This window comes from Alistipes sp. D31t1_170403_E11 (assembly GCF_015553985.1).
Classification (GTDB): domain Bacteria; phylum Bacteroidota; class Bacteroidia; order Bacteroidales; family Rikenellaceae; genus Alistipes; species Alistipes montrealensis.
In genome coordinates, this window is sequence record NZ_JADNHQ010000006.1 from 25,380 (window position 1) to 49,438 (window position 24,059).

General features: G+C 57.6%; 22 protein-coding genes. 9 read left to right on the plus strand and 13 right to left on the minus strand.

Annotated elements, in window-relative coordinates; translation table 11 throughout:
• Positions 1-2,010: a calcineurin-like phosphoesterase C-terminal domain-containing protein gene (locus tag I2E69_RS12140; protein ID WP_195461498.1), complete on the plus strand. Its 2,010-nt coding sequence runs from the start codon at positions 1-3 to the stop codon at positions 2,008-2,010.
• Positions 2,011-2,019: 9 nt separating this feature from the next.
• Here I2E69_RS12140 and I2E69_RS12145 read toward each other — a convergent pair whose 3' ends face one another.
• Genes I2E69_RS12145 through dapF form a run of 3 tightly spaced genes read right to left on the minus strand, consistent with a single transcriptional unit; the run spans position 2,020 to position 3,853 of the window.
• Positions 2,020-2,820 (minus strand): alpha/beta fold hydrolase, encoded by an 801-nt coding sequence (locus I2E69_RS12145; RefSeq protein WP_195461499.1) that lies wholly within the window; start codon positions 2,818-2,820, stop codon positions 2,020-2,022.
• An 11-nt stretch (positions 2,821-2,831) separates the two neighbouring features.
• On the minus strand, positions 2,832-3,026 hold the full coding sequence (locus I2E69_RS12150; protein WP_195461500.1) for a hypothetical protein: 195 nt from the start codon (positions 3,024-3,026) through the stop codon (positions 2,832-2,834).
• 20 nt (positions 3,027-3,046) lie between these two features.
• Entirely contained in the window at positions 3,047-3,853 is an 807-nt protein-coding gene (dapF, locus tag I2E69_RS12155; protein WP_195461501.1) for a diaminopimelate epimerase, read from the minus strand.
• 170 nt (positions 3,854-4,023) lie between these two features.
• Between dapF and I2E69_RS12160 the strand changes: the two genes are divergently transcribed.
• Together I2E69_RS12160 and I2E69_RS12165 are read left to right on the plus strand one after the other, a co-directional pair.
• A complete protein-coding gene (locus I2E69_RS12160) occupies positions 4,024-4,770 on the plus strand; it encodes a nitroreductase family protein (RefSeq protein WP_195461502.1) in 747 nt (248 codons plus the stop codon).
• 4 nt (positions 4,771-4,774) lie between these two features.
• Positions 4,775-7,150: a BamA/TamA family outer membrane protein gene (locus I2E69_RS12165; protein WP_195461503.1), complete on the plus strand. Its 2,376-nt coding sequence runs from the start codon at positions 4,775-4,777 to the stop codon at positions 7,148-7,150.
• A 53-nt stretch (positions 7,151-7,203) separates the two neighbouring features.
• On the opposite strand, the gene I2E69_RS12170 is transcribed toward I2E69_RS12165, so the two are convergent.
• The 6 genes from I2E69_RS12170 to I2E69_RS12195 form a co-directional block, all read right to left on the minus strand.
• Complete coding sequence (locus I2E69_RS12170) at positions 7,204-8,115, minus strand: helix-turn-helix domain-containing protein (RefSeq protein ID WP_195461504.1); 912 nt, start codon at positions 8,113-8,115, stop codon at positions 7,204-7,206.
• A gap of 183 nt (positions 8,116-8,298) precedes the next feature.
• Complete coding sequence (locus tag I2E69_RS12175; RefSeq protein ID WP_195461505.1) at positions 8,299-8,841, minus strand: OmpH family outer membrane protein; 543 nt, start codon at positions 8,839-8,841, stop codon at positions 8,299-8,301.
• 31 nt (positions 8,842-8,872) lie between these two features.
• The gene (locus I2E69_RS12180) at positions 8,873-9,379 is read right to left on the minus strand and encodes an OmpH family outer membrane protein (RefSeq protein ID WP_195461506.1); all 507 of its coding nucleotides are present in this window, start codon (positions 9,377-9,379) and stop codon (positions 8,873-8,875) included.
• 166 nt (positions 9,380-9,545) lie between these two features.
• Entirely contained in the window at positions 9,546-12,128 is a 2,583-nt protein-coding gene (locus I2E69_RS12185; protein ID WP_195461507.1) for an outer membrane protein assembly factor, read from the minus strand.
• Positions 12,129-12,153: 25 nt separating this feature from the next.
• Complete coding sequence (locus I2E69_RS12190; protein ID WP_195461508.1) at positions 12,154-12,867, minus strand: isoprenyl transferase; 714 nt, start codon at positions 12,865-12,867, stop codon at positions 12,154-12,156.
• A 57-nt stretch (positions 12,868-12,924) separates the two neighbouring features.
• Positions 12,925-13,803, minus strand: coding sequence for an NAD(+)/NADH kinase (locus tag I2E69_RS12195; RefSeq protein WP_195461509.1), 879 nt, complete (start codon positions 13,801-13,803; stop codon positions 12,925-12,927).
• Positions 13,804-13,916: 113 nt separating this feature from the next.
• Here I2E69_RS12195 and I2E69_RS12200 point away from each other — a divergent pair, with 113 nt between their 5' ends.
• The 3 genes from I2E69_RS12200 to I2E69_RS12210 are packed head-to-tail and all read left to right on the plus strand — an operon-like array spanning position 13,917 to position 16,691.
• Positions 13,917-14,633, plus strand: coding sequence for a pyridoxine 5'-phosphate synthase (locus I2E69_RS12200; RefSeq protein ID WP_195461510.1), 717 nt, complete (start codon positions 13,917-13,919; stop codon positions 14,631-14,633).
• Between the two features lie 5 nt (positions 14,634-14,638).
• Positions 14,639-15,286 carry a GDSL-type esterase/lipase family protein gene (locus I2E69_RS12205; RefSeq protein ID WP_195461511.1) on the plus strand — a complete coding sequence of 216 codons (648 nt, stop codon included), beginning with the start codon at positions 14,639-14,641 and terminating at the stop codon, positions 15,284-15,286.
• A 4-nt stretch (positions 15,287-15,290) separates the two neighbouring features.
• The gene (locus I2E69_RS12210; protein ID WP_195461512.1) at positions 15,291-16,691 is read left to right on the plus strand and encodes a CCA tRNA nucleotidyltransferase; all 1,401 of its coding nucleotides are present in this window, start codon (positions 15,291-15,293) and stop codon (positions 16,689-16,691) included.
• Between the two features lie 26 nt (positions 16,692-16,717).
• On the opposite strand, the gene I2E69_RS12215 is transcribed toward I2E69_RS12210, so the two are convergent.
• Positions 16,718-17,677: a DMT family transporter gene (locus tag I2E69_RS12215; RefSeq protein ID WP_195461513.1), complete on the minus strand. Its 960-nt coding sequence runs from the start codon at positions 17,675-17,677 to the stop codon at positions 16,718-16,720.
• 156 nt (positions 17,678-17,833) lie between these two features.
• On the opposite strand from I2E69_RS12215, the gene I2E69_RS12220 reads away from it, so the two are divergent.
• The gene (locus tag I2E69_RS12220) at positions 17,834-18,742 is read left to right on the plus strand and encodes a DMT family transporter (RefSeq protein WP_195461575.1); all 909 of its coding nucleotides are present in this window, start codon (positions 17,834-17,836) and stop codon (positions 18,740-18,742) included.
• On the opposite strand, the gene I2E69_RS12225 is transcribed toward I2E69_RS12220, so the two are convergent.
• The 3 genes from I2E69_RS12225 to I2E69_RS12235 are packed head-to-tail and all read right to left on the minus strand — an operon-like array spanning position 18,739 to position 20,102.
• Entirely contained in the window at positions 18,739-19,134 is a 396-nt protein-coding gene (locus tag I2E69_RS12225) for an acyl-CoA thioesterase (RefSeq protein WP_195461514.1), read from the minus strand. The genes I2E69_RS12220 and I2E69_RS12225 overlap by 4 nt on opposite strands.
• A gap of 1 nt (position 19,135) precedes the next feature.
• Complete coding sequence (locus I2E69_RS12230) at positions 19,136-19,717, minus strand: L-threonylcarbamoyladenylate synthase (protein WP_195461515.1); 582 nt, start codon at positions 19,715-19,717, stop codon at positions 19,136-19,138.
• A gap of 7 nt (positions 19,718-19,724) precedes the next feature.
• Complete coding sequence (locus tag I2E69_RS12235) at positions 19,725-20,102, minus strand: VOC family protein (RefSeq protein WP_195461516.1); 378 nt, start codon at positions 20,100-20,102, stop codon at positions 19,725-19,727.
• 120 nt (positions 20,103-20,222) lie between these two features.
• Between I2E69_RS12235 and I2E69_RS12240 the strand changes: the two genes are divergently transcribed.
• Both I2E69_RS12240 and I2E69_RS12245 read left to right on the plus strand, forming a co-directional pair.
• Complete coding sequence (locus tag I2E69_RS12240) at positions 20,223-20,948, plus strand: YebC/PmpR family DNA-binding transcriptional regulator (protein WP_195461517.1); 726 nt, start codon at positions 20,223-20,225, stop codon at positions 20,946-20,948.
• A 294-nt stretch (positions 20,949-21,242) separates the two neighbouring features.
• Complete coding sequence (locus I2E69_RS12245) at positions 21,243-24,047, plus strand: GDSL-type esterase/lipase family protein (RefSeq protein ID WP_195461518.1); 2,805 nt, start codon at positions 21,243-21,245, stop codon at positions 24,045-24,047.
• The last annotated feature ends 12 nt before the right edge of the window (positions 24,048-24,059 follow it).

Genomic DNA, 24,059 nt, shown 5'->3' on the forward strand with positions numbered 1-24,059 from the left:
ATGAAACGCGTCGAAAATTTCAGTTCGTTCTTTTCCCGGAAAATAGCCCTCTTTGCGATCCTGTCCGTTTTGCTGGCCAGTGTCGCCTGTGAGCGGGACAATACCCGCGAAATCCGGCCTCCTGCGGCCGAAACCGTTTGGATTACAGGCGTCCAGTTGCCCGCCGACGAGGTCGTGGCAGCCGTGGGCGAGACTTTCGAAGTCCGTGGGCAGGGCTTCGGCGATAAGGATGTTTTTCAACTGGTCGTCGAAGGCGGCAGTACGAAGAAAGCCTATTTCCTGCCGATGGAGGCTGCTGCCGACAAAGCCGTGGTGACAATCCCGCAGGGCCTGCCCGACGGAACCTATGCCGCCGTCGTGCGGCGGGCCGAGCAGGAACAGCGGCTCGGACAGTTGAGTGTCCGTATTCGCAATGTGGACGTGCAGGAGGAACTGCCTGACATTGCCGGAATGAATGTGAAAGGTGTTGTGCGCGACAAGAACGGGAATCCGCTGTCCGGTGTGGCGGTTTCCGACGGCGTCGAAATCGTGACTACCGACGAAGAGGGGCGTTACTATTTCTATTCGGACAAATCGCTGGGCAGGGTGTTCATTTCGCTGCCTTCGGGGTATATGCCCGAAACGGTGATGAACATTCCGCAGATTTCGCGCCGGTTCATGGCGACGAACCTTTCGGTCGAGCAGTTCGATTTCACGCTTCGGCCCGTGAATAACGACCGCTGCGTACTGATCGCCTCCACCGACTACCACCTGGCGCGCCGCAACAACGACCTGGAACAGTTCCGCGATTTTGTCAACGATGTCAACCGCTTAATCCTGACCGAACAGCGTCCGGTCTATGTATTGACGATGGGTGATCTGGCGTGGGACGAGTACTGGTATAAGAATTACTTTACGCTCAGCGATTTCATCACCGAGATGAAGGATCTCAATACGGTCGCCTTCCATTGCATCGGCAACCACGACCACGATCCCTATTACACCGAGGACCTGGCCGCCACGCGGCAATGGCGCGACCTGGTGATGCCGGCCTATTATTCGTTCAACATCGGAAAGTCCCATTTCGTCTGCCTCGACGATATCGTCTACGTCAACAACGGCGGGGCTGTGGGAACGATCGGGGACAAGAGCTATCATAATTACGTTTCCGAGGACCAGATCGCGTGGCTGAAAAAGGATTTGGCGCTCGTCGAAGACAAGGCCGCTCCGCTGTTCATCATGATGCACGCGCCGCTGGCTTATCCCAACGCCTCGTTCGGCAATACATTTTACGACGAAGCGCATGCGCGGGAGCTGCTGGCCTGTTTCGAAGGGTTTTCGGAGGTTCACGTGCTCACGGGACACAGCCACGACAACCGTAACTGCCAGCTTACGGATGCTGTCATGGACCACAATACGGGCGCAGTCTGCGCCTGCTGGTGGTGGTCGGATGGCTATTCGGGCCGTCATATCTGCAAAGACGGTACGCCGGGCGGATATGCGGTCTACGAGTTGGAGGACCGTGACCTGACGTGGTATTACAAGGGGACGGGAATCAGCCGGGACGTGCAGTTCCGCACCTACGACATGAATAAGCTTTGGCTCGATCCCGAAACCTATCTGGACGACCGGACCATCACGGTCGACGGCACTCCCGTTACGATCCGCGACTGGTTTTCGCAGCAGGCCTACGGGCAGTCTTTCAACAGGCTGCGCAGTGATAACTGCGTGTATATCAACTGCTGGAACTGGGATCCGGAGTGGAAGATCGAAGTGGTCGAAGAGGGGCGCGGCAGCCTTGCCGTGAAGCGGCTCTGGGAATACGATCCCCTGCACCTGATCACGTATGTGATTCCGCGCCTGAACAAGGGCAGCAGGCCCTCGTTCACGGCCAACAAGATGGGACACCTGTTCAGCGTACAGGCATCGGACCCGTCGTCGACGCTCCATATCACCGTAACGGACCGTTTCGGCAGGGTGTATACCGAAACGATGAAACGTCCGAAGAACTTCAACGTCTATATCGAATAGCGGATTGCGTTATTCGCCGTTCACGAAACCGAGGATTGCCCGGGCGGCCGTCTCCGGCTCCTCCAGAAATCCCATGTGCCCCGCATGTTCGAGCCATACGACTCGGGCCTGCGGGTGCTCTTTTACCATCTTCTCGGCCGCCTCGACCGGGATATAGCCGTCCTTGCGTCCGAGGATGAAGAGTTGGGGAACCTTCGAGGCGCGCAGCATCTCGTTCCGGTCCTTGCGGGCGATCATGCCGTTGAGCAGGGCTACGATGCCTTCGTCTTCGGTGACGGCAACCTGTTCGACGAGGTCTTCGATGTAATCTTTCATGCGGGCACGGTTGTCCTCGGCAAATCCTGCTTCGGGAGCCACACGAGCCAGCGTATCTTTCTTCCCCGCCTTCACGAGCGCGATTTCGCGGCGGCGGTTTTCGGCCTTTTCCGGGGTGTCGGCATTGGGTGTCGAACTGAGCAGCACCACGCCGTCGAGCATCTCGGGATGGCGTTCGCAGAAAGCCAGAGCCACATAACCGCCCATCGAGTGTCCCACGAGCGTGCAGCGTGCGATTCCCAGTGCCCGCAGGGCGTCGGCCACCGTGTCGGCCAGGAACTCCATCGAATGCTCCTCGCCCTCCACGACCGAAATGCCGTGACCGGGCAGGTCGAGCGTTACCACGCGGACCTCTTTGTAGAGATAGGGTACGAAATCCTCCCAGACGAGCATCGATTCGAGGTATCCGTGCAGGAGCACTACGCACTTGTCCCCTTTCTGGGAGTCACAGATGTGCAGGGCGGTGGGGCCCGCCATGATAAATTTTTCGATCATTGAAACTGAATTTATTCCTCCTCCTCGTCGAGGTAATCGAGAACGGATTCGCGTTTGAGGGGGAATATCGGTTCCTCTTCGTCCTCCTCGTCGATGCTGCTGTACAGCGAGTGGCGCTCCTTGCCGCTTTTGCGGATCGGGTCGAGGCGTTTGGCTTTCCGAAGTTCGTCCGCGTCGTGTTCGCGAATTCCCTTTTGTGTTTTCATGGGGAAATAAAAGGTTGATTTTAGAAATTTTCGCTGTCGAACATCCCTTCGAAAACGCGGCGTGCCGGTCCTGTCAGGCGTATGTCCGTATAGGTTTGTGTTCCCTGCTCATGCGAAAACCGTACCGCAAGCGCTCCTCCGGGTACGGTAATCCGGAAATCGGTCGTCAGCGGCTGGTGAGCGAAGGCAGTTACGATGGCTGCCGCAGTGGCTCCCGTGCCGCAGGCAAGGGTCTCGTTCTCTACACCGCGTTCGTAGGTGCGCATGCGGATCGCGCCGTCGCCCGCAACCTGTACGAAATTGACGTTCGTACCCTGCGGGAAGCGTGCCGTATCGTGGCGGATGGCCCGCCCGCGGCCGATTACGTCGGTCGCTTCGAGGTCGTCGACAAATTCCACATAATGCGGAACGCCCGTGTTGAGGAACCACCAGCCGTCGCCCGTGCGGATTTCCCGTACGGCGATCATGCCCAGTTCGATCTCGCCCGACATGCCTTTAACGCGGCAGATACGGGCCGTGTGAAGCCCGTCTGCGGCGTCGAAGAATTTGGTTTCTCCGCCGATGCCCCGGTGTTCGGCGAACAGCGCGAAACAACGCGCCCCGTTGCCGCACATCTCGCCTTCCGATCCGTCGGCGTTGTAGTAGCGCATCGAGCAGTCGATCTCTGCGCTGCGCGCAAGGGTCATCAGTCCGTCGGCCCCGATGCCGAAATGACGGTCGCACAGGGCTGCGATCAGTTCCGCACGGGGCGTGAAGCCGCCTTCGCGGTTGTCGATCAGGATGAAGTCGTTGCCTGCACCCTCGTATTTTGCAAATGCCGTCTGCACTTTTTATCGGTAAAGGTCGTGTTGTCCTATCCGGGAGATAGGTGGTATATCCTTGGCAAAAATAGTAAAACTTCTAAAAGTTTTGCTAATTTTGTGACAAAATATCCGCCAAAGTTCGCAACGGCAGGCGGTTGTGTTATTTTTACAACAGGATTCAAAAATATTCCTTTATGAAAAGTGTGCTTTTCAAGCATCGTTCGATACGTAAATTCCGCCCGACGCCCATTCCCGAAGAGGTGTTGCATGAATGCCTCGAAGCTGCTTCGCGCGCCTCGACGTGCGGCAACATGCAGCTCTATTCGCTGGTGGTGACCCGCGATGAGGCGTTGCGCGAGAAACTCTCGCCATGCCATTTCAACCAGCCGATGGTCCGCCAGGCGCCCTGCGTGGTGACTGTCTGCGCCGATGTGCACCGCTTCACGATGTGGTGCGAGCAGCGCGACGCCGATCCGGCCTACGACAATTTCGCATGGTTCCTCAACGCTTCGGCCGACGCCCTGCTGGCGGCGCAGAACCTCTGCGTCGAGGCCGAAATGCACGGACTGGGTATCTGCATCCTGGGAACGACGATCTACACGGCGGGCGACATTTCGCGGATACTGGAACTTCCGAAGGGTGTCATTCCGCTCACCACCGTCGTCATGGGTTACCCCGACGAGTCGCCCGAGCTGACCGACCGCCTGCCGCTGGAGGCTGTGGTCCACTACGAGAAATACACCGATTATACGGCTGCCGAAATCGACGAACTGTGGGCTGAGCGCGAAGAGTCGGAACTCACGAAACGCCTGCTTGCCGAGAACGACCTGCCGAACCTGGCGAAGGTCTTCACCGAGCGCCGTTACGTGCGTAAGGACAACCTCGCTATTTCGCAGTCGTATTTCGCGCTGCTGAAAGAGAAGGGATTCTTCAACAACTGACGGGGTGCAGGGATGGTATCGCATATTCGCCGCCGTGCTGCTGGGCCTCCTCTGCTCGGCTTGCAGCGTCACGCGCCACATCCCCGAAGGGCAATATTTCCTGCAAAAGGTAAAGATCGAGGACGACAAGTCCACGCCCCGCAAGGAGCGCATCACGGCTTACGACATGGAGAAGTACGTGCGGCAAACGCCCAACAAACGTTTCCTCGGGACGAATTTCTATGTCTGGCTCTACGAGCAGGCCAACCCTGCAAAGGATAACCGCTGGAACAACTGGAAGCGCAAGATCGGGCAGGCGCCCGTGACGCTGGACATGGGGCTGACCGAGAAGAGCGCCGAAAACCTGAAGGTCTACATGGACTCGAAGGGATTCTTCTCCTCGCAGGCGACCTACCAGGTCGACACCACTTCGCGCCGCAAGCGGGCGACGGTCACATTCCGGACGCAACAGGGCGAACCCTACCGCATCGACTCGATTTCCTACGAATTCCAGGACAAGTTCCTCGAACAGATCGTGCTGCCCGATACCGTACATACGCTGTTGCACACGGGCGACATTTACGATGTGTCGGTGCTCGATGCCGAGCGGGAACGTATCACCGCTTACCTCAAGGAGCGGGGATACTACAACTTCTCGGTCAACAACATCTATTACAGCGCCCGGATGTTCGAGCAGGAGCGGCTGATCGATCTGCGGCTGGTCGTCAAACAATATCTTACGGGCTACAACGAACGCGGACAGGCCGTCATGGATAACAACATGGTCTACCGTATCGACCGGATCAATATCTTCGCCAATTACGACCCTACGGTCGCCCGGACCGATACGACGCTGCTTTCACGGCTCGATACGGTCTACTACCGCGGTCTGAACATCATCTACGAAAAACGGCCCAACCTGCGTCCCTCGGTGCTCCGGCAGGCCGTGCCGCTCTATCCCAACTACGTCTACAACTCGGCGCAGGTCAACCGCGCTTACTCCGACCTGATGGCGCTGGGCTATTTCAAGAGCGCCAAAATCGCCTTCGAGGAGCAACCCCAGACGACCGATGTCACCAATATCGTCTCCTTCATCGGCGCTTCGGCCGATTCGACACAGACGCTCTATACCCGAGAAGGCTACCTGACATGCAATATCCTCTGTACCCCGACGCTCAAACAGAGCGTCAAGGTCGACCTCGAAGGAAGCACTACGTCGAGTTTCTACGGTCTGAAGGCCACCGTCGGCTACCAGAACCGCAACATCTTCCGCGGCGCCGAATCGTTCGATGTCTCCTTCACGGCGGGTTACGAGTTCATGAAAGCGCCCGACGCCAAACGCAAGCGGGCCACGGAGTTCGGCGTCACGACCGGACTGACCTTCCCGCGTTTCCTCGTGCCCTGGCGTACGGGGCGGTTCCGTACGGTGAACCAGCCGAAAACGAAAATCGAACTGTCCGTCAATTTCCAGGATAGGCCTTATTACGCCCGTACGCTTTCGAGTGCCGGCATCACCTACATGTGGACCAACAACCGCTATTCGACGTTCTCGCTGCGGCCGGTCGACATCAATGTGATCGACATGACGCGGCCGGTCGATCCGGAGTTTTTGGGCGAGACCTCCAACAAGTACCTGATAAACAGTTTTAAAACCCAGTTCATCGGCGGCCTTTCGTTCGGTTACGGTTACAACAACCAGCGCAAGAACCTCGGCGGGAACGCCACGAACATCCGCTTCAACGCCGAGACTGCGGGCAACCTGATCGATGCCGTCGAGCATCTGTTTTTCTCTCCGGCCCGCAATAAGGATTACTATACGATTTTCGGCATCCAGTATTCGCAGTATTTCCGTACCGACCTCAGCCTGAGCCGTAAAATCATGCTCGGCGATGTCTCGGCGCTGGTGGGACGGCTCTACGGCGGTGTGGCGATGGCTTACGGAAACTCAACGTCCGTGCCTTTCGACCGTCAGTTCTACTGCGGCGGCAGCAACGGCATGCGCGGCTGGACGCCCCGAACCTTGGGGCAGGGGTCGGTGGCCAATCCCCACAACGACTTCCCGGTCCAGACGGGCGACATGAAACTGGAAGCCAACCTCGAACTGCGTTTCCCGATCTGGGGAATGATTCACGGTGCGACCTTCTTCGACCTGGGCAATATCTGGTATATCCGGCGCTATTCGGGGGAGTCCGAAGATTCGGTTTTCCATTTCGACAGTTTCTACAAACAGTTGGGATTCAATACGGGTCTCGGCCTGCGTTTCGATATCAAATTCGCCGTGCTGCGCCTCGACTGGGGTATTCAGTTGCACAACCCCAACAACCCCGTGGGCGAACGGTGGATTCACGATTTCAGGTGGAAGAATACGGCCCTCAATTTCGGCGTCGGCTACCCGTTTTAATTTTTCAGGGCCCGTTTCGGGCTTTCTTCTTTTACCACGAACGGGAAATACATTTATTGCTTTGCCTTGTACTGCGACGGCGACATGCCGGTATTGCGTTTGAAGTAGCTCCCGAAGAACGATTGGTTGGGAAAATTCAGGTAATAGGCGATCTCCTGTACGCTCATGTTCGAATATTTGAGCAGTGTCTTGGCTTCGAGAACCACGTAGCTGTCGATCCATTCTGACACCGATTTGCCGCTGATGCGTTTGATCAGCGTGGTGAGGTATTTGGGCGTGATGCACAACTGCCGGGCATAGAATCCCACGCTGCGCTCGTGGATATAGTGTTCGCCGAGTAACTGGGTGAACTGCTTGAAATACTCCTCCGCACGATTGTGCACCGGGTTGTCTACCTCGGGGTGTTCGGCAAGGTAATGGTTCAGGATGTCGCCTACTTTGTAGATTGTCGCGGCAATCAGTCCGCCGATAATATCCTGCGAAAAATCCGTCTCCGGATTTCGGAGTTCCTGCTCGACCATCGCGATGAAACTGCGGAGTGCGTGGCTTTCCGTGGGGGTGAGTTCCAGGCAGGGATGCATTGCGAATTGCAGGAAGAGCGGCATCATGCGTTTGGTGTCGATATTGATACGCCCCAGCAACTCCGGTGAGATCACGATGACGTGGGCCCGAAACTGGTTGTTGGATTGTATCTGCAGGATGTTTTTGGGCCCGAAGAGAAACAGCGAATCCTTTTTGAGGCGGTATTCCTGGAGATTGAGTGTTCCGGTGTTTTCGCCCTGCGTACCCACGCCGATGACAAAGGCGTCGATACGGCTCGGGAACCGGAAGGCCTGCATTTCCGATTCGCTGTTGGCTGCGATACATTCGCCCATTACCCCCGGGCGACTTTCGCCTCCGGCCATCGTGACCAGTTCGTTCAGGGTGAAGTTGGATATGGGCATTTCCTGGGGTGTCTTGTTCATTTTATTCTTGAATTTGGACAAATGTAATAATAATCTGTAATGAAATATTCAATAAGTTCGATTATGCGACTTTTTGAACAGTACAACCTCCATTTCGACCTGGAACACCTCTAAATAAAAACGCCGACTCATTCGAGTCGGCGTTTTTATCGCTCTGCGGAAAGATTCCGCGAGATGGCTTGATTATTTGGCGGCAGGTGCTGCTGCGGGAGCGTCGGTGATGCCCAGCTCCTTCTTCACAGCGGGTGCAACGTCGGTCAGCGTAGCTTCGTCGAAGTACGCCAGCGAACCCGTCGAAGTGTCGAATACAACGGTGAATCCACCGGCTGCCGATACTTTGTCGATTGCGCCTTTTGCTTTGTCGATGATCGGGGCGAGCAGTTCGTTCTGCTTCTTCTGGTAGTCTTGCTGTGCACGCTCCTGGAACTCACGGGTGCGGTTCTGCATATCCTCCAGTTCCTTCTGCTTCATCTCCTTGATTGCGTCGCTGTAAGTGTTGAAATTCTTTTGGAAATCCTGCAGTTTGGTGTTGAACTCGACGTTCATCGTCTCGATGTTGTCCGACAACTCCTTGGCGAAGGTGTCCATGTTCTCCTGCATCGTTTTAGTCTCGGGCATCGCCATGATGATCTCCTGGGTATTGATGCGTCCGAATTTCTGAGCGAAGAGCGACGTGGAGCCCATCACCAGCACAACCGCAAGGGTTAGTTTAATTGCTTTTTTCATACAGTTTTATCAGTTAATGTTTTGATGTCGCTTATTTCTTGAGTGCGTCGATCACCTGCTGCGTCCGCTCCACCGAAGGATTGGTGTAGAGCAGCGTGGGGTTGTTCGCCGAGTCGAGAACCAGGTCGGCTCCCGCCTGCTTGGCATAGGCCTCGATCGCGGCGAAGACCTTCTTCTGGATCGGGCTGATCATCTCGATCCGCTTTTTCATCAGGGTTCCGTCCTGTCCGAACAGGCTTTCCTGATACTCTTGAGCCTCTTTTTCCTTAGTCAGGATGGCATTCTCACGCACCTGGCGCGCTGCCGACGAAAGCGTGGTTTTCTGGTTTACGTAATTGTTGTAGAGTGCTTCGACTTCGGCAAACTTGGCGTCTACCTGATCCTGGTACTGCTTGGCGAGTTTGTCCAGGTCGGAAATCGCCGTATTGTAGGCGTCGATCGATTTGAAAACTTTCTCGCTGTTGACGATTATGTAGTTCTGTGCTGCGAGGGTTCCTGCCGTCAGAACGAATGCCGCAATTAAAATCAGCCGTTTCATAATCCTTTGTTTTAAAGTTAATATTCCTTCCGGTTTCCCGGATTTTTGCTATAAATATAACTCTTTTCTTTCAAATATATTGCCATCGCCGCCTTAATTTACGTTCCTTCAGGCGAAGGGAATTCCAACCGGGCTGTCGCTGGTGACGTGCAATCCGGGGTTTGGCTTAGAATTGTTGTCCGAGCACAAAGTGGAACTGGCTGCCGCTCTTGGTCGAGGAGTTGGCCGGAGCGTCGAATCCGTAACCCCAGTCGATGCCGAGCATACCCACCACGGGAAGATAGAGGCGGACGCCGAAGCCGGCCGAACGCTTGATCTTGAAGGGCGAGAACTTTTTCCACGAGTCGAACGCATTACCGCCTTCGAGGAATCCGAGCACGTAAATCTGCGACGAGGGTTTGAGGATGATCGGGTAACGCAGCTCGGCGGTGTATTTGTTGTAGCCGCGCGAGTAGTTGTTCGAAGGATCGAGCGCTCCGTCCTCGTAACCGCGCATCGAGATGATGTCGATACCGTAAATATTATATCCCGACATACCGTCGCCGCCGACCTCGTAACGCTCGAAAGGCGAAACCTTATACTTGTTGTAGGCGCCCAGGTAGCCCATTTCAGCCTTGAGCATCAGCACGAGGTTCGAGTTCCTCAGGAAGGACTGGAACCATTGTGCCTTGAACGCCCATTTATGGAATTCGACCCAGCGGTAACGCTCCTGGTTGGCCCGGTCGGCCTCGGCGGTCGTCGAATTGGAACTGTTGGCGATCTGCTCCAGTTTCTTGTAATCCTTGCCGTCCCAGAGCGAGTAGGGGAGCGTGGCCTGCACCGAGGCGCTGAATTCCGAACCGCGGCGCGGGTAGATCGGCTGGTCGACCGAACTACGGGCGAACACCAGTTTGAGCGATGCCAGGTTGGCTGCACCGTTCGTCATCACGAACGACGACCAGTTTTTCAGTGCGTAGCGTTCGTAGCTGGCTTCGGCGTAGAATGTGAAGTAGGGGTCGGGCCAGTTCAGACGCTTGCCCAGGCCGGCTGCGACGCCGTAGGTCCGGAAATACTGCGTCGAGGTCTGCCATACGTAGTAGGCGTTGTTCTGCTCCGAGAAGTGTGCCGAGAGGGTGAACGAGTTGGGTTTCTTACCGCCCATCCAGGGGTCGGTGAAACTGAAGGCGAAGGCCTTGTAGTAAGTACCGTTGGTCTGCGCCGAGAGTGAGAGCCGCTGGTTCTGGCCCATCGGGTAGGGGCGCCATGCGCCCTTTTTGAAGGTGTTCTTGATCGAAAGGTTGTTCAGCGTGATGCCCACCGAACCCACGAAGGTTCCCGAGCCCCAGCCGCCGGCGATGTTGAACTGGTCAGAAGCCTGCTCCTCGAGGGGCCAGTTGACGTTTACCAGTTCGTTCGAAACGGGTTTGATGTCGGGCATGATCGCCTCGGGGTTGAAGTGTCCCATCGAACCCAGCAGGCGGATGGTACGCATCAGCAGTGCACGGTTGTAGAGTTCGCCCGGGCGGGTATCCAGCTCGCGGCGGATCACTTCGTCGTCGACGCGCTGGTTGCCCGTGATGCCGACTTCGTTGATGGTGAACTGTTTACCCTCGAAGACTTTGACTTCGATGTCGATCGAGTCGGGGGCGATGATCGTCTCCGCGGGTTCGATCTGCGACATCAGGTAGCCTTCGTTCTGGTAGAGCGACGACACGGACGAAGCCTCGGGGTCGGTCTCCTTGCCGATACCCAACTGTTTATGCATCGTCTTTTTATCGTAGATGTCGCCTTTGCTGACGCCGAACATCCGTTGCAGGTCCTCGGTCTGGTAGACCGAGTTGCCTACCCACGACACGTTGCGGATGTAGTATTTGTTGCCTTCCGACACTTCGAGGTCGATCCCCAGGCGTTTTTCGTTGATCGGGTAGATCGAGTCGCGCACGATCGTGGCGTTACGGTAACCGCGCGAGTTGTAGAAGTCGATCAGCAACTCCTTGTCGGTTTCGTAGTCGTTCTCGTTGAGTTTCGTACCCTTGAAGAAGTTGATCGACTTCTGGTGGGTCTTTTTGAACGTGCGGCGCAGCCGCTTGTCCTTGAACTGCTCGTTGCCGATAAAGTTGATCTTGCCGATCTTCACCTTGTCCTTGCGGTCGATCAGGAAGGTAACCGTTACGGCCTGTCCCGGACGCAGCGTATCGTTGTCGATGCGCACGTCCACCTCCGTGTTGCGGAAGCCCTTTTCTGCCCAGTAGTTATGGATGAGTTTTTTGTTCTTGTCGATGACATAGTCCGAAAGTTCGCTGCCCCGCTTGAGCTTGAGTTTCTCCAGCAGGTCTTTCTTCTTGCCCTTCGAGATGCCCTCGAACTCCCAGTTGTAGACGCGGGGACGCTCCTTGAGGAATACCTCCAGGTCGAGGCTGTCGCCCTCGATCTCGGCGCCGATCTTCACGTCCGAAAAGAACCGCTGGCTCCAGAGCCGCGAAATGGCGTTGGAGATGAAGTTGCTCGGCAGGTAGACCGAATCGCCTTCGATCAGTCCGGCCGACGACTTGAGAATGTCGGGGTTGAGGTATTGCACGCCGTGGACACCGACGTTGCGGATGTAGTAGAGCCTGGGTGCACCCTCGTTCTTGAACATCGGGGCATCTTCTGAAATCGCAGGCTTCGGAGCCGCCGTCGTATCCTGCGGATTCTGCTCCTGGGCGAATATATTCGAGCAGCATAGCACAAGGGCCGCTGCTGCCGTGAATATCTTACCGGAATAATTCATCTATTTAAATCTAATCTAAGGTCATTTATTTTACCAGCCCGAAGCGGCGTTCGCGTCGTGCGTATTCCTCCATTGCGCGGTCGAATTCCTCTTCCGTGAAATCGGGCCACAGTACTTCGGGAAACCAAAGTTCGGCATAGGACGCCTGCCACAGCAGGAAGTTGCTCAGCCGCTGCTCGCCGCTGGTGCGGACGATCAGGTCGGGGTTCGGGTAGGGGGCCGTATCGAGTGCGCTGCTGATCGTACCCTCGGAAATCTCCGACGGGGCGATCTCTCCGGCCTCCACGCGGCGCGCGATTTGCTGCACGGCGTGCGTTATTTCGCTGCGCGACGAGTAGTTGAGCGCCAGGATCAGCGTCAGCGTCCGCCCTCCCGCGGTGCGTTCCTCGGCCTGTGCCAGGTAGCTCTGCACCTTCTCCGAAAAGCGGCTCCGGTCGCCGATCATGCGTACCTCGACGCCCTGGCGGATCAGTTCGGGCGTTTCGTTGATGACGCTTTGGCAGAAAAGTTCCATCAGGGAGTCGACTTCTTCGGCGGGCCGGCCCCAGTTTTCGGTCGAAAAAGCATAAAGCGTCAGGTATTTCACACCCCACCGCGCAGCAGCGCGCAACGATGCCCGCACGGGTTCTACACCCGCCGCATGGCCTTCGTAACGCTCTTTGCCGCGCAACTCGGCCCAGCGGCCGTTGCCGTCCATGATGATGGCGACGTGTTGCGGTATGCGTTTCTGATCGCTCATATTAGGGCACAAATATAGGGAAAAATTCTGTTAACTATGGAAAAATACAATAAATGATTAACTGCGGATGTCGATTCCCCACATCATCTTATTCCGTAACGTGTCGTAAAATGATATATTGTGCGATACGGCCAAAAAAATCGTCTGTTCGGCGCGTTCCACGGTGAACGTTGCGCCGTGTGAAATCGGGTAGGTCCGATTGTCCAGCGTAACGAACGCATCCGACCGGCGGGCATGTACGTTGAGCGTGATGATACTCGTGTCGGGAACCACTACCGGGCGCATCGTGAGGTTGTGGGGCGCGAGGGGCGAAATGATGAGGCACTGGCACGTAGGGGCTACGACGGGGCCTCCGGCGCTGAGCGAGTAGGCGGTCGATCCGGTGGGGGTCGAAACGATCACCCCGTCGCCGTGGTAGGTGGCTACCATCTGGTGGTCTACATAGGTCTCCACCGAGATCATGCCTGCGCCGTGGCGCTGGACGGTGAATTCGTTGAGCGCCAGCTGCGATTCGGGCTGGCGGGCGAATTCGCCCGTGACGCGCAGCATCGAGCGCGGCTCGGTCGAAATGTTTCCGTCGGCGATTTCCCGGAAAATGAGGTTCAGCCCGTCGCTCGGGGCGCTGGTAAGAAAACCCAGGTGGCCGGCGTTGATGCCCATGACGGGAATCGGTGCGCCGCAGAGGCGGTGAACCCCTTCGAGCAGTGTTCCGTCGCCTCCGTAGCAGACCATGACGGTTTCGGCAGGCTGTTTGCCTATGTATCGTCCGTAGACTTTTTCCGGCGGAAGTTTCGTATCCGTGGCCTGCTCGACCAGGGGTGCGAACTCCTCGTTGACGGCGTAATCGAAGCCGAACATCCCGATCGCCTCGATCAGTTGACGTATCTCCTCGGGGGTGTGGGCGATCTGCGAACGGGAAAAAAGTATGATTTTCATCGGCGGAGTTTCGAAAAAATAAGTAACTTTACCACGCCGGAGCGACTCCGGGGCCTTTGCGGCCCGGCAATGCGCCGAGGTTTGGCATATCGCCAGCAAATATAGCGAAATTTATGACAAAGTTAAGTGTTAATATCAATAAGATTGCCGTGGTGCGCAATTCGCGCGGCGGCAATCTGCCCGACGTGGTCCGGACGGCTCTGGACATCGAACGGTTCGGCGCCGACGGCATCACGGTTCACCCGCGCCCCGATGCGCGCCACATCCGCTATGACGACGTGCGCAACCTCAAACGGGTGCTTGCGACCGAACTCAACATCGAGGGCAATCCCATTCCGGGGTTCATCGACCTGGTGCTGGAGGTGGTTCCCGCGCAGGTGACCCTCGTGCCCGACGCGCACGACGCCATCACCTCGAACGCCGGATGGGACACCGTCGCCAACCGTGATTTCCTGACGGGCGTCACGGAGCGTTTCCATGAAAAGGGCATCCGGGTCTCGATCTTCGTGGACCCTGTCCCGGAGATGGTGGCCGGGGCGAAGGCATGCGGCGCTGACCGCGTGGAGCTCTATACCGAAGCCTATGCGCGCGAGTATTCCGACGGCCCGGAACAGGCCGTGGCTCCGTATGTCGCCGCCGCCGAGGAGGCCCGCCGGCAGGGGTTGGGGCTGAATGCCGGTCACGATCTCTCGCTGGAGAACCTGCGCTGGTTCGTCGGCCGCATTCCGTGGACCGATGAGGTGTCGATCGGCCATGCGCTGATCTGCGACGCTCTCTATTACGGATTGGAAAACACCGTGCAGCTCTACCGACGCGAACTTAAAATCTGACGATTATGAAACGCATCCTGATTCTTGCCGCCGCATTGCTTGCCGCAGGTGCGGCCTTTGCGCAGAGTGAATACAACCTCCAGCGGCGCAGCCTTTTCGAAGTCCTTCCGGTGCTTTCGAGCGACATCGTGTTCCTGGGAAATTCGATCACCGACGGCTGCGAGTGGGCCGAGTTGTTCAACAACCGCCACGTCAAGAACCGCGGCATCAGCGCCGACCGCTCGGGCTGGCTGCTCGACCGCCTCGACCCGATTATCGCGGGACATCCCAAGAAACTCTTTCTGATGATCGGAACCAACGACCTGGCCGGCGGCGCTTCGCCAGAACAGATCGTGGCCGACGTGGCCCGGCTGATTGACCGTTTCCAGGCCGAGTCGCGCTGGACCAAAATCTACGTACAGAGCATCCTGCCCGTTAACGGCGAGGCTTTCTCGAAATACAAGGGGCACTACGCGCACAGCCACCTGATCGTGCCGACGAACAAACTGCTCGAAGCCCTGTGCGACGAGAAGGGCGTCACCTACCTTGACGTGTGGGGTGCGCTGGCCGACCACGATGGACGGCTGGACAAGCGTTACACCAACGACGGCCTGCACCTGATGGGCGAAGGCTATGTGGTGTGGCGGGACGCCATCAAGCAACACGTGAGGTAGCCGCGTGCCGTTGTCGAATCCCATATTCCGGCGGATTTCGCGTCTTGCCGACGCCGAGGGTGTGAGGGCCTTCGTCGTCGGAGGCTACGTGCGCGACTACTACCTGCGGCGTCCTTCGACTGACATCGACGTGGTGGTCGTGGGCAGCGGCATTGCGCTTGCCGAAGCGCTCGCGCGTGAACTGAAAGCCAAAGTATCGGTGTTCAAGACTTTCGGGACGGCGATGGTCCGCGCCAAGGGTATTGAGGTCGAATTTGTGGGAGCCCGCAAAGAGTCCTATACGCACGATTCGCGCAAGCCCGAGGTCGAACCCGGAACGCTCGAAGACGACCAGCGGCGGCGCGACTTCACGATCAATGCCATGGCGTGGTCGCTCAACGACGCTACGTTCGGCGAACTGGTCGACCCTTTCGACGGAATGTCCGACCTCGAAGAGTGCATCATCCGCACCCCGTGCGATCCCGATGTCACTTTTTCGGACGATCCCCTGCGTATGATGCGCGCCGTGCGCTTCGCGTCGCAGTTGGGCTTCACCATCGAGGAGGAGACTTTCGAGGCGATCTGCCGCAATGCGCAGCGCATCAAAATCGTTTCGCGCGAACGCATCGCCACCGAACTCAACAAGATCGTCCTTTCGCCGGTTCCCTCGATGGGTTTCGAACTGCTCGAACTGACCGGGCTTCTGAAACTTATTTTCCCCGAGATGCACAACCTCAAAGGGGTGGAGAAACGGGGCAAGCATGCCCATAAGGACAATTTTATCCATACGCTCAAGGTCCTGGACAACGTGGCGCGCCGTTCCGACGACCTGTGGCTGCGTTGGGCCGCCGTGCTGCACGACATCGCCAAGCCGCAGACGAAGGCCTACGACCCCAAGGTGGGCTGGACCTTCCATGGCCACGAAGTGTTGGGCTCGAAAATGGTTCCGGCTGTTTTCCGCCAGTTGAAGCTGCCCCTGAACGAGCACATGAAATTCGTGCAGAAGTTGGTTTTCCTTCATCTGCGGCCCATTATCCTCTCCGAAGACCTCGTGACCGACTCGGCCGTCCGCCGGCTGCTGTTCGAAGCGGGCGACGACGTGGAGGCGCTGATGACCTTGTGCGAAGCGGACATCACCTCGGGTATCGACGCCAAGGTGAAACGCTATCTGGCGAATTTCGAACTGGTGCGCCGTAAAATGAAGGATTTGGAGGAGCGCGACCGTGTCCGCAATTTCCAGCCCCCGATCTCGGGCGAGCTGATCATGGAGACCTACGGCGTCGGGCCGGGCCGTGTGATCGGCGATATCAAGGAGATTCTCAAGAACGCCATTCTCGACGGCGAAATCCCCAACGACTACGATGCGGCCTATGCCCTGATGGAGCGGCTGGCGGCCGAGCGGGGCCTGACCCGGGTGACGCGGTAACGGGGCGCGGTTCCTGTTTCGCGGCGCTACGACCTGTCGGTTTCTTTGGAATCCGGCATTTTAAGTTTCTCGGCCTCCAGTTGGGCCCGCGATTTCGACTTGGTGACGAGCCATACTCCGACGAAGACGCACAGCGCGGCGGCCGCTTTGGTGAACCCGAACGTGTCGAGGCCGATGGCCACCGTGAACAGTACGGCCACGATGGGCTGTACGTAGTTGTACATCGACACGACCGTCGGCCGCAGGTAACGCTGGGCGACGGGGACCATCAGGTAGGAGAAGAAGGTCGCGCCGACCACGACGTAGCCGATTCCGGCCCACGTTTTGGCCGCCAGTCCGGCATAGTCGACCTCGGTCAGCGGGCGGTAGTAGATCACCACGGCGGCCACGGCGGCAAAAAGGAACATCCATTTCATCGTCGTCACGGGCGAGTAGCGGACGATCACGTTGCGGAATGCCGTGAGATAGGTAGCGAAACTGATAGCGCTGACGATGCACAGCAGGTCGCCCTTGATGCTCGACGTGTGGCCCGCCCCGTGCTGGCTTACGAGGATCAGGATCAGCGCCCCGGCGCATCCCAGGAAGACGCCTCCGGCCTTGAGCCATGTGATCGGTTCGCGCAGGAACAGCGTCGCCAGCACCATCGTCAGTACAGGGACTATCGTGGCGATAATCGACGTGTCGATGGGCGAGGTGAGCGACAGTCCCCACAGAAAAAGCATCTGGTTGAGCTGGATGCCGAACACCGAGGCGAACAGCAGCAATACGATGTCACGCGGTGCTACACGTTCGCGGGGCAGGAAGAGCGAGACTGTCCAGAAGAGCAGTGCGGCGCCTACCATGCGGTAGACGCTCAGCGCAAAGGGGCTGACCCCTCCGGGGTTGGCCTCGGACCAGAGCACGCTTTTGCCGATCGGGGCGTTGAGTCCCCAGACGATGTTGGCGGCCAGCAGGGCCGCATGTCCTTTCAGTTTTTCCTTGTCCATTTTTATTTTGCATTTCACGGAATCGCAGCACTTATCAGGTCTTGACCCGCGATTCCTGCCGTTGCCTTTAAAACCCGCCTCTTAGGCGGGCGGTAAAATTTGGTGCAATAATTGCCTCGTAGACCTTTTGTGAGTAAAACGCGCTATAATCTCGATCTGGTCTTTGCCAATGTCTTTTTCGGGGCGAATTTCTCGTTCTACGTCTCGCTCACGCGCAATTACCTCGACTTTCAGCAGATTTTCATGCTGCAGGTGCTTTCGGCGGCGGTTTTCTTCATTCCCTTTGCGCTCTTCTCGCGTTACTCCTACCGCATCACGTGGCGCGATGCGGGCAATATTCTGATCGTCACGCTGCTGATCGTCTACGGCTGGATGTACATGCTGCTGTGGGGATCGTCCTACACTTCGCCTATCGATGCGTCGGTCATCGCCACGCTCGGCCCCGCCGTGACGCTGATCATGGACCACCTGATGCATCCGCGCAAATACATCAAGGCGCGTATCGTGGGGGTGGTCTGCGCGCTTATCGGTGCGGGAATCCTGATTTTCAGCGACGGATTCTCGCTCACCCACGGCAGCCGTGCGCAGGGGAACCTGTTCGTGCTGGTGGCCGTGGTGGCCATCGCCATCAATACGGTGATTATCAAGCCTCAATTGGAGAAACTGGGCACACTGGTCGTCATGGGATGGTACTACATCATCGGACTGGCCGTTACGGCGCCCTTCTTCTGGAAATACATCGACCATGTGCAGTTCCTGCGGCTTCCGTTGCAGGCGCAGGCCGAACTGGCCTATATCCTCATCCTGGGAACGGTCCTGCCGATGTATCTGCTTTACCGCGGTACGGAGAAGCTGACCTCCGTCCATACGGCGCTTTACCGCTACATCCAGCCCGTGATCGCGGGCATCCTGGCCATTACGCGCGGGCAGGCGCATTTTGATGCGGCGAACGTCACCGCGATGATCTTCATCTTTGCGGGCGTTATCCTGGTGGTCGTCGGTTATAAATATTATGTCCGCCACGGGCTGCCGAAACTGCGCAGCGACGGGCGGCTGGAACACTAGTCGGCCAGCAGCCGTTCGCGCCAGGCGCCGGGAACCGGTTCGCTCTGCTGCCGGGCAAAGTCGAAGACGACCATCACCGAACGGCTTTCGCTGCGTACCTCGCCGCCGACCAGCAACTGCTGAAACAGCGTCAGGCTCTTCGTGCCCACCTTTTCGCAGGTGGTCGTCACCCGCACGGGGTCGTGCATCCGCACCTGCCCCTGGTAGGAGGTCGAAGTCGAAACGGTGAGAATCCGCAGGTCGCTCAGCAGCACCTCCGCGCCCAGCACCTTTTCGTAGTACTCCATCTTGCCTACGTCGAAATACATCTGCTGTGAAACGTTGTTCACATGCTGGAAGGGGTCGACATCCGAGAAGCGTTTCTGGATGGGGGTTTCGAGGGTCCGCGCCATCTTATTCGCGGATGATTTTCACCTCGCCACCTTCACCGAATGCGATGATCGACGAGGCTTTGCGGGTCGGTTTGCCTTCGAAACGCGGGTTGACGACGAAATCCACGCCGTCGACGACCTCTTTGTCCACGTCCTGCAACCCCACGGGTGTCGCTTCGCCCGAGATGTTGGCCGAGGTCGAGACGATCGGTTTCCCGAGTCCCTTGAGCATCCGGCGGCAGAATTCGTGGTCGGGGATGCGCACGCCGAGCGTCCCTTCGTCGGGAATTAGGTTTTCGGCGACGCCTGCGGCTCCGGGCAGGATGGCAGTCAGGGGACTCGTCGCCATTTCCATCACCTCGAAGGCGATGCCCGGGGCTTTGTTGACGTAGCGCACGGTCATGTCGGCCGAAGCGCACAGCACGAGCATCGATTTTTTGTTCTCGCTCCGCTTGAGGCGGTAGATTCGCTCCACGGCGGCGGCGTTCGTCGCGTCGCATCCCAATCCCCAGACCGTGTCGGTGGGGTAGAGGATGATCCCGCCCGCCCGCATTACGCGCACGGCTTCGTCGGCCTCTTTCTGCATTTCGGTTTCTTTCTGCATGACCGGATTAATTTATAGGTAAGATTTCGATCCAGTAGTCATCCGGGTCGTTGATGAAATAAAGTCCCATGTCGGGATTCTCGTAGCAGATACAGCCCATTGCACGGTGGTATTCGCGTACGTCGTCGTAGTCGCCCGCCACGCGCATGCAGAGATGGCTCTCGTTCTCGCCCAGCTCGTAGGCTTCGGTGTGGTCGCGCAGCCAGGTGAGTTCCAGTCGGAACGGGGTTTGCCCGTCGCCCAGGTAGATGAGTGTGAACGAGCCGTCGGAGGCCTGCTTGCGGCCCACTTCCTTCAGTCCGAGTGCCTTGTCGTAAAAGGCGATGCTGCGTTCGAGGTCCGTTACATTGATGTTGAAATGGTCGAAACGACTTTTGATTTCCATGATCGCTTGTTTTTGTTTCGCACAAAAATAGGCAAAAAAATGCGAATTCTTAATTATGAATTCTGAATTGTTTTATACCTTTGCACCACTGAAAGAAAAAACCGAAAAAACGATAATTGTATGGGAAGAGCCTTTGAGTATCGCAAAGCGCGAAAAATGAAACGCTGGGGTCACATGGCCCGTGTCTTCACCAAACTGGGAAAAGAGATCGAAATCGCCGTTAAGGCCGGAGGTCCCGATGCTTCGGCCAACACCCGCCTGCGTATTCTGATCCAGAATGCCAAGGCCGAGAACATGCCGAAGGAGAACGTCGAGCGCGCCATCAAGCGTGCCACCGAGAAGGATGCCGCCGATTATAAGGAGGTGATCTACGAAGGATACGGTCCCAACGGCATCGCGTTCCTGGTCGAAACCGCTACCGATAACACCAACCGTACCGTAGCCAACGTACGTATGTACTTCAACAAGTGCGGCGGTACGCTGGGCAATAGCGGTTCGGTAGGCTTCATGTTCGACCACAAATGCGTCTTCAAGTTCAAGTCTGCGGGCGATGTCGATCCCGAAGAACTGGAGTTGGAGATGATCGACCTGGGTGTCGACGAGTTCTATCCCGAGGAGGACGGCATCACGGTCTATGCTCCTTACGAGTCGTTCGGCGCCATCCAGAAGTGGCTCGACGACAAAGGTTTCGAGATCGTATCGGGTGAATCGGTACGCATCCCGACCGACGTGAAGGAACTCGACGCCGAAGGCCGCGAATCGGTCGAGAAACTGGTCGAGAAACTCGAAGAGGACGACGATGTGGTGAATGTTTACCACACGATGAAGGAGCCCGACGAAGAGTAGGGACTGTTTTCGATCCTGTGGCGCATCGCTAGAATCCCCGGACGGCATTGCCGTCCGGGGATTCTGTGTGTTAAGGGTGGCGAAACGGGGCGATCCCGGATATGGACGGGTGCTTTCGGTTGCTGGGACCGAATTTCGGCCTGGCAGCTAAAATTGGCCTTATTGTGTACGATTTTCATCCTGCCCAAAAGGAGGCTTGCGTAAATTTGTTCATGATTCGGAAACTGTCGTGTCGGGCATTCCCGGGCATCGGGGCTTTCCGAGGATACCAACCTTAAACCTTAACTTCAAATTATGGAGAAACTGCGACTCTTAACGCTTTTGTTTTTGACGCTGGTTATCGCAGCCTGTCAAAAAGATCCCACGCGCGACGGATCGTCCGATCCGGATGTGGTCTCATTCCAGGGATCGGCTTCGATCAAAACTGTGGATCCGGCTGAAAAGGGCCTTGAACTGATCTGGGAAGCCGATGTCGACCGGATCGGTCTGTTTGTGGCCGACGGTGAGACCGTCGAGCATGCCAATATTTATTATGCGGCCTTTTCGTCGGCGGCAAATACGCAGTTCGTCTGTCCCTCGCAGGACCGGCGGATCGTGTGGAACGCAGGCGCGGCTGCGCGCGATTTCTACGCCTATTATCCCTATCGTACGACATACGACGAATTGACGGCTGTTCCGGTGGCGATCGCCGCGGAGCAGAAGGGGCCGCTCGGCGGTACGGCGCATCTGAAACGATTGGTCAACCTGTATGCTGTGTGTGAGGGCGTGAAAGGCCCGGCCGAGAGCGTATCCTTGCCGTTCGGAAGCGTTGCCGCGGTCGTCGAGCTACGGCTCGCCGCCGACCGGACGTTGTCGGAGGTTCGGAACATAACGCTGCGCAGCGCCGACGGTGCGACGCTGGCTTTCGAAGCGGGGACGCTGAACCTGCTGAACGGAGAGGTAACCCCCGGGGAGCAGACGGCGACCGAGATAAACTATGCGGTCGAAGGACCAGCGGCGATTTCACGTACACCGGCGAGTTTTTTCCTGGCTGTGAATCCCGTGCAGGCCGGGCGGACGCTCGAAGTGCTGGTCGATTACGGTGACAAACAGTTGTCGCTGGGTTCGGCGGTCGTTCCCGAAGGCGGTATTCCCGCCGGACGGCTGACCGTCTTCTCGCTGGGTTACGAATTCCCGCAGCGCATTGCGGAGGACCTGAGCGCCGACGGTACGGCGAACACCTATCTGGTAACCAAACCCGGCACGACCTATAAGTTCCGTGCGACGACTAAAGGCAATGGTACACCGCGCACCTATTCGTGGTCGGTCGACGGCCGTCCGGTAACCAAATCCTATTCCGAGGCCGATCTGGCTATCGAGCCTGCGGCGGCGAAACTCGTGTGGTACAACTCGCCGAAGACGGCCGACGGCTGGGTGCGCGAAAGTCCTGTGATCGTCGAATCCGTAGAGTACGACGACTGGGAGGGCAACGTCTATTTCACCACTCCGGCCGAGTTCGTTCCCGGCAATGCCCTGATCGCGGCTTACGACGCCGGCGGCGAGGTGCTTTGGAGCTGGAATATCTGGGCTGTCGAGAACTATGACTGCGACGCCGAAGCACGCCAGGTGGGCCGCTATACGATGATGGGCCGTAACCTGGGCGCCATGGCGGGGCGCGAGGTGATGAACTCCTCGGACAAACGCGCGGCGGCCTGGGCTTTGGGCAACTATTACCAGTGGGGACGCAAGGACCCGTTCCCTGCGGCTGCGGAGTACGACGATGCCGGGCTCGGCAGCGAGATGTACTGGGGACTTCCGACTTATACGCCCGTCGAGGGGCTGCAGCAGGATTATTCCTCCGAGAGTTGGGGAGCCGGCAACATGATGTTTGGCAAGATCGGGGCGAACAACGCCTATGCCGTGGGCGACAAAACCGTCGACGATGCCGTCGCCCTGTCGGTGAAATACCCCTACCGCTGGATGGCCAAGGAGGTCAGCGGCGTTCAGGCCGACAACTGGTACAGCTCCTATTCGTGGTTCAACAATACGGGTTCGGCCGAGAATCAGACCGGATGGTTCTGGCTGTGGGGCAGCGAATATGTCGGCGACAACCTGAAGAGCGTTTACGACCCGTGTCCCGCGGGCTGGAAGGTGGCGCCGCCCGAAGCCCTCGATTTCGCCCTCGGCAGCGTCGCGTCGCTCGATGAGAAACCTTTCGGACGTTACTCCCGTGAATACGATCTCTACTTCCCTTATACCGGGCAGCGGCAGTCCGCCTTCAACGGCAGCCATATCCGGTCGCTTACCGGCAAGATGCTCGCACTGACTAGCTCCAGCGCCGGCGGCAATTATTACCCCGTTCTGGGCGTTCTGGGCGGATATTCGTCCTACAACTCCTATACGGGCGCCGGTTATCAGTTGCGCTGTGTCCGGGAGCAGACGACGGCGATGCCCAAGGGGCGTCTGGAAGGTCCGCGTGCCGTCCTGATCGGTAACTCTATCACGGAGGTATGGCAGGCGCGTACCGAGAACAAGACCTTCTTCTCCGACAACGACTTCCTGCCCAAGGGCATCAGCGGTCAGACCTCGCTCCAGATCAGTGCGCGTTTTTACAACGACGTGATCGTCAACGATCCGGCGTGCGTGGTCATCGCCTGCGGCGTCAACGACCTGGCCGAGAACGACGGACAGCCCTGTTCTGTCGAACGGGTCTTCGCCGACATCCGGCTGATGGCCGAAACGGGCGCTGCAAGAGGCTTCAAGGTGGTCGTCGGCTCGACGCCCCCGGCCAACCGGATCTGGTGGCAGAGCGAGGACTGGAACGCCGCCCATTCCGATATCGGGCAGCGCGTCATCGAACTGAATAAGCTGCTGAAACAGTATGCCGAAGAGCGGGGTTTTGTCTACGCCGATTACCATTCGGCGCTCAAAGACGATCAGAACGGACTGAAACTCGAATACTCCTGGACTTCGGATGACCGTGTGCATCCCAATGCAGCAGGCTATGCCGTGATGGAGAAGATCCTCAAGGAGGCCGTTGACAAAGCGCTCTACGATCCCGATGCGACGGACGGCGACGGACAGATCGACGACCTCGACAAATGGGAGGGCTGGGAGTAACCTTAAAACACT

Bases quoted from the DNA above. Each gene is read 5' to 3' on its own strand.
- I2E69_RS12145 (WP_195461499.1), bottom strand. From the start codon at position 2,820: ATGATCGAAAAATTTATCATGGCGGGCCCCACCGCCCTGCACATCTGT.
- I2E69_RS12225 (WP_195461514.1), bottom strand. From the start codon at position 19,134: ATGGCGCGGACCCTCGAAACCCCCATCCAGAAACGCTTCTCGGATGTC.
- I2E69_RS12215 (WP_195461513.1), bottom strand. From the start codon at position 17,677: ATGGACAAGGAAAAACTGAAAGGACATGCGGCCCTGCTGGCCGCCAAC.
- I2E69_RS12230 (WP_195461515.1), bottom strand. From the start codon at position 19,717: ATGCAGAAAGAAACCGAAATGCAGAAAGAGGCCGACGAAGCCGTGCGC.
- I2E69_RS12205 (WP_195461511.1), top strand. From the start codon at position 14,639: ATGAAACGCATCCTGATTCTTGCCGCCGCATTGCTTGCCGCAGGTGCG.
- I2E69_RS12140 (WP_195461498.1), top strand. From the start codon at position 1: ATGAAACGCGTCGAAAATTTCAGTTCGTTCTTTTCCCGGAAAATAGCC.
- I2E69_RS12175 (WP_195461505.1), bottom strand. From the start codon at position 8,841: ATGAAAAAAGCAATTAAACTAACCCTTGCGGTTGTGCTGGTGATGGGC.
- I2E69_RS12200 (WP_195461510.1), top strand. From the start codon at position 13,917: ATGACAAAGTTAAGTGTTAATATCAATAAGATTGCCGTGGTGCGCAAT.
- I2E69_RS12235 (WP_195461516.1), bottom strand. From the start codon at position 20,102: ATGGAAATCAAAAGTCGTTTCGACCATTTCAACATCAATGTAACGGAC.
- I2E69_RS12180 (WP_195461506.1), bottom strand. From the start codon at position 9,379: ATGAAACGGCTGATTTTAATTGCGGCATTCGTTCTGACGGCAGGAACC.
- I2E69_RS12190 (WP_195461508.1), bottom strand. From the start codon at position 12,867: ATGAGCGATCAGAAACGCATACCGCAACACGTCGCCATCATCATGGAC.
- I2E69_RS12195 (WP_195461509.1), bottom strand. From the start codon at position 13,803: ATGAAAATCATACTTTTTTCCCGTTCGCAGATCGCCCACACCCCCGAG.
- I2E69_RS12160 (WP_195461502.1), top strand. From the start codon at position 4,024: ATGAAAAGTGTGCTTTTCAAGCATCGTTCGATACGTAAATTCCGCCCG.
- I2E69_RS12185 (WP_195461507.1), bottom strand. From the start codon at position 12,128: ATGAATTATTCCGGTAAGATATTCACGGCAGCAGCGGCCCTTGTGCTA.
- I2E69_RS12240 (WP_195461517.1), top strand. From the start codon at position 20,223: ATGGGAAGAGCCTTTGAGTATCGCAAAGCGCGAAAAATGAAACGCTGG.
- I2E69_RS12245 (WP_195461518.1), top strand. From the start codon at position 21,243: ATGGAGAAACTGCGACTCTTAACGCTTTTGTTTTTGACGCTGGTTATC.
- I2E69_RS12150 (WP_195461500.1), bottom strand. From the start codon at position 3,026: ATGAAAACACAAAAGGGAATTCGCGAACACGACGCGGACGAACTTCGG.
- I2E69_RS12170 (WP_195461504.1), bottom strand. From the start codon at position 8,115: ATGAACAAGACACCCCAGGAAATGCCCATATCCAACTTCACCCTGAAC.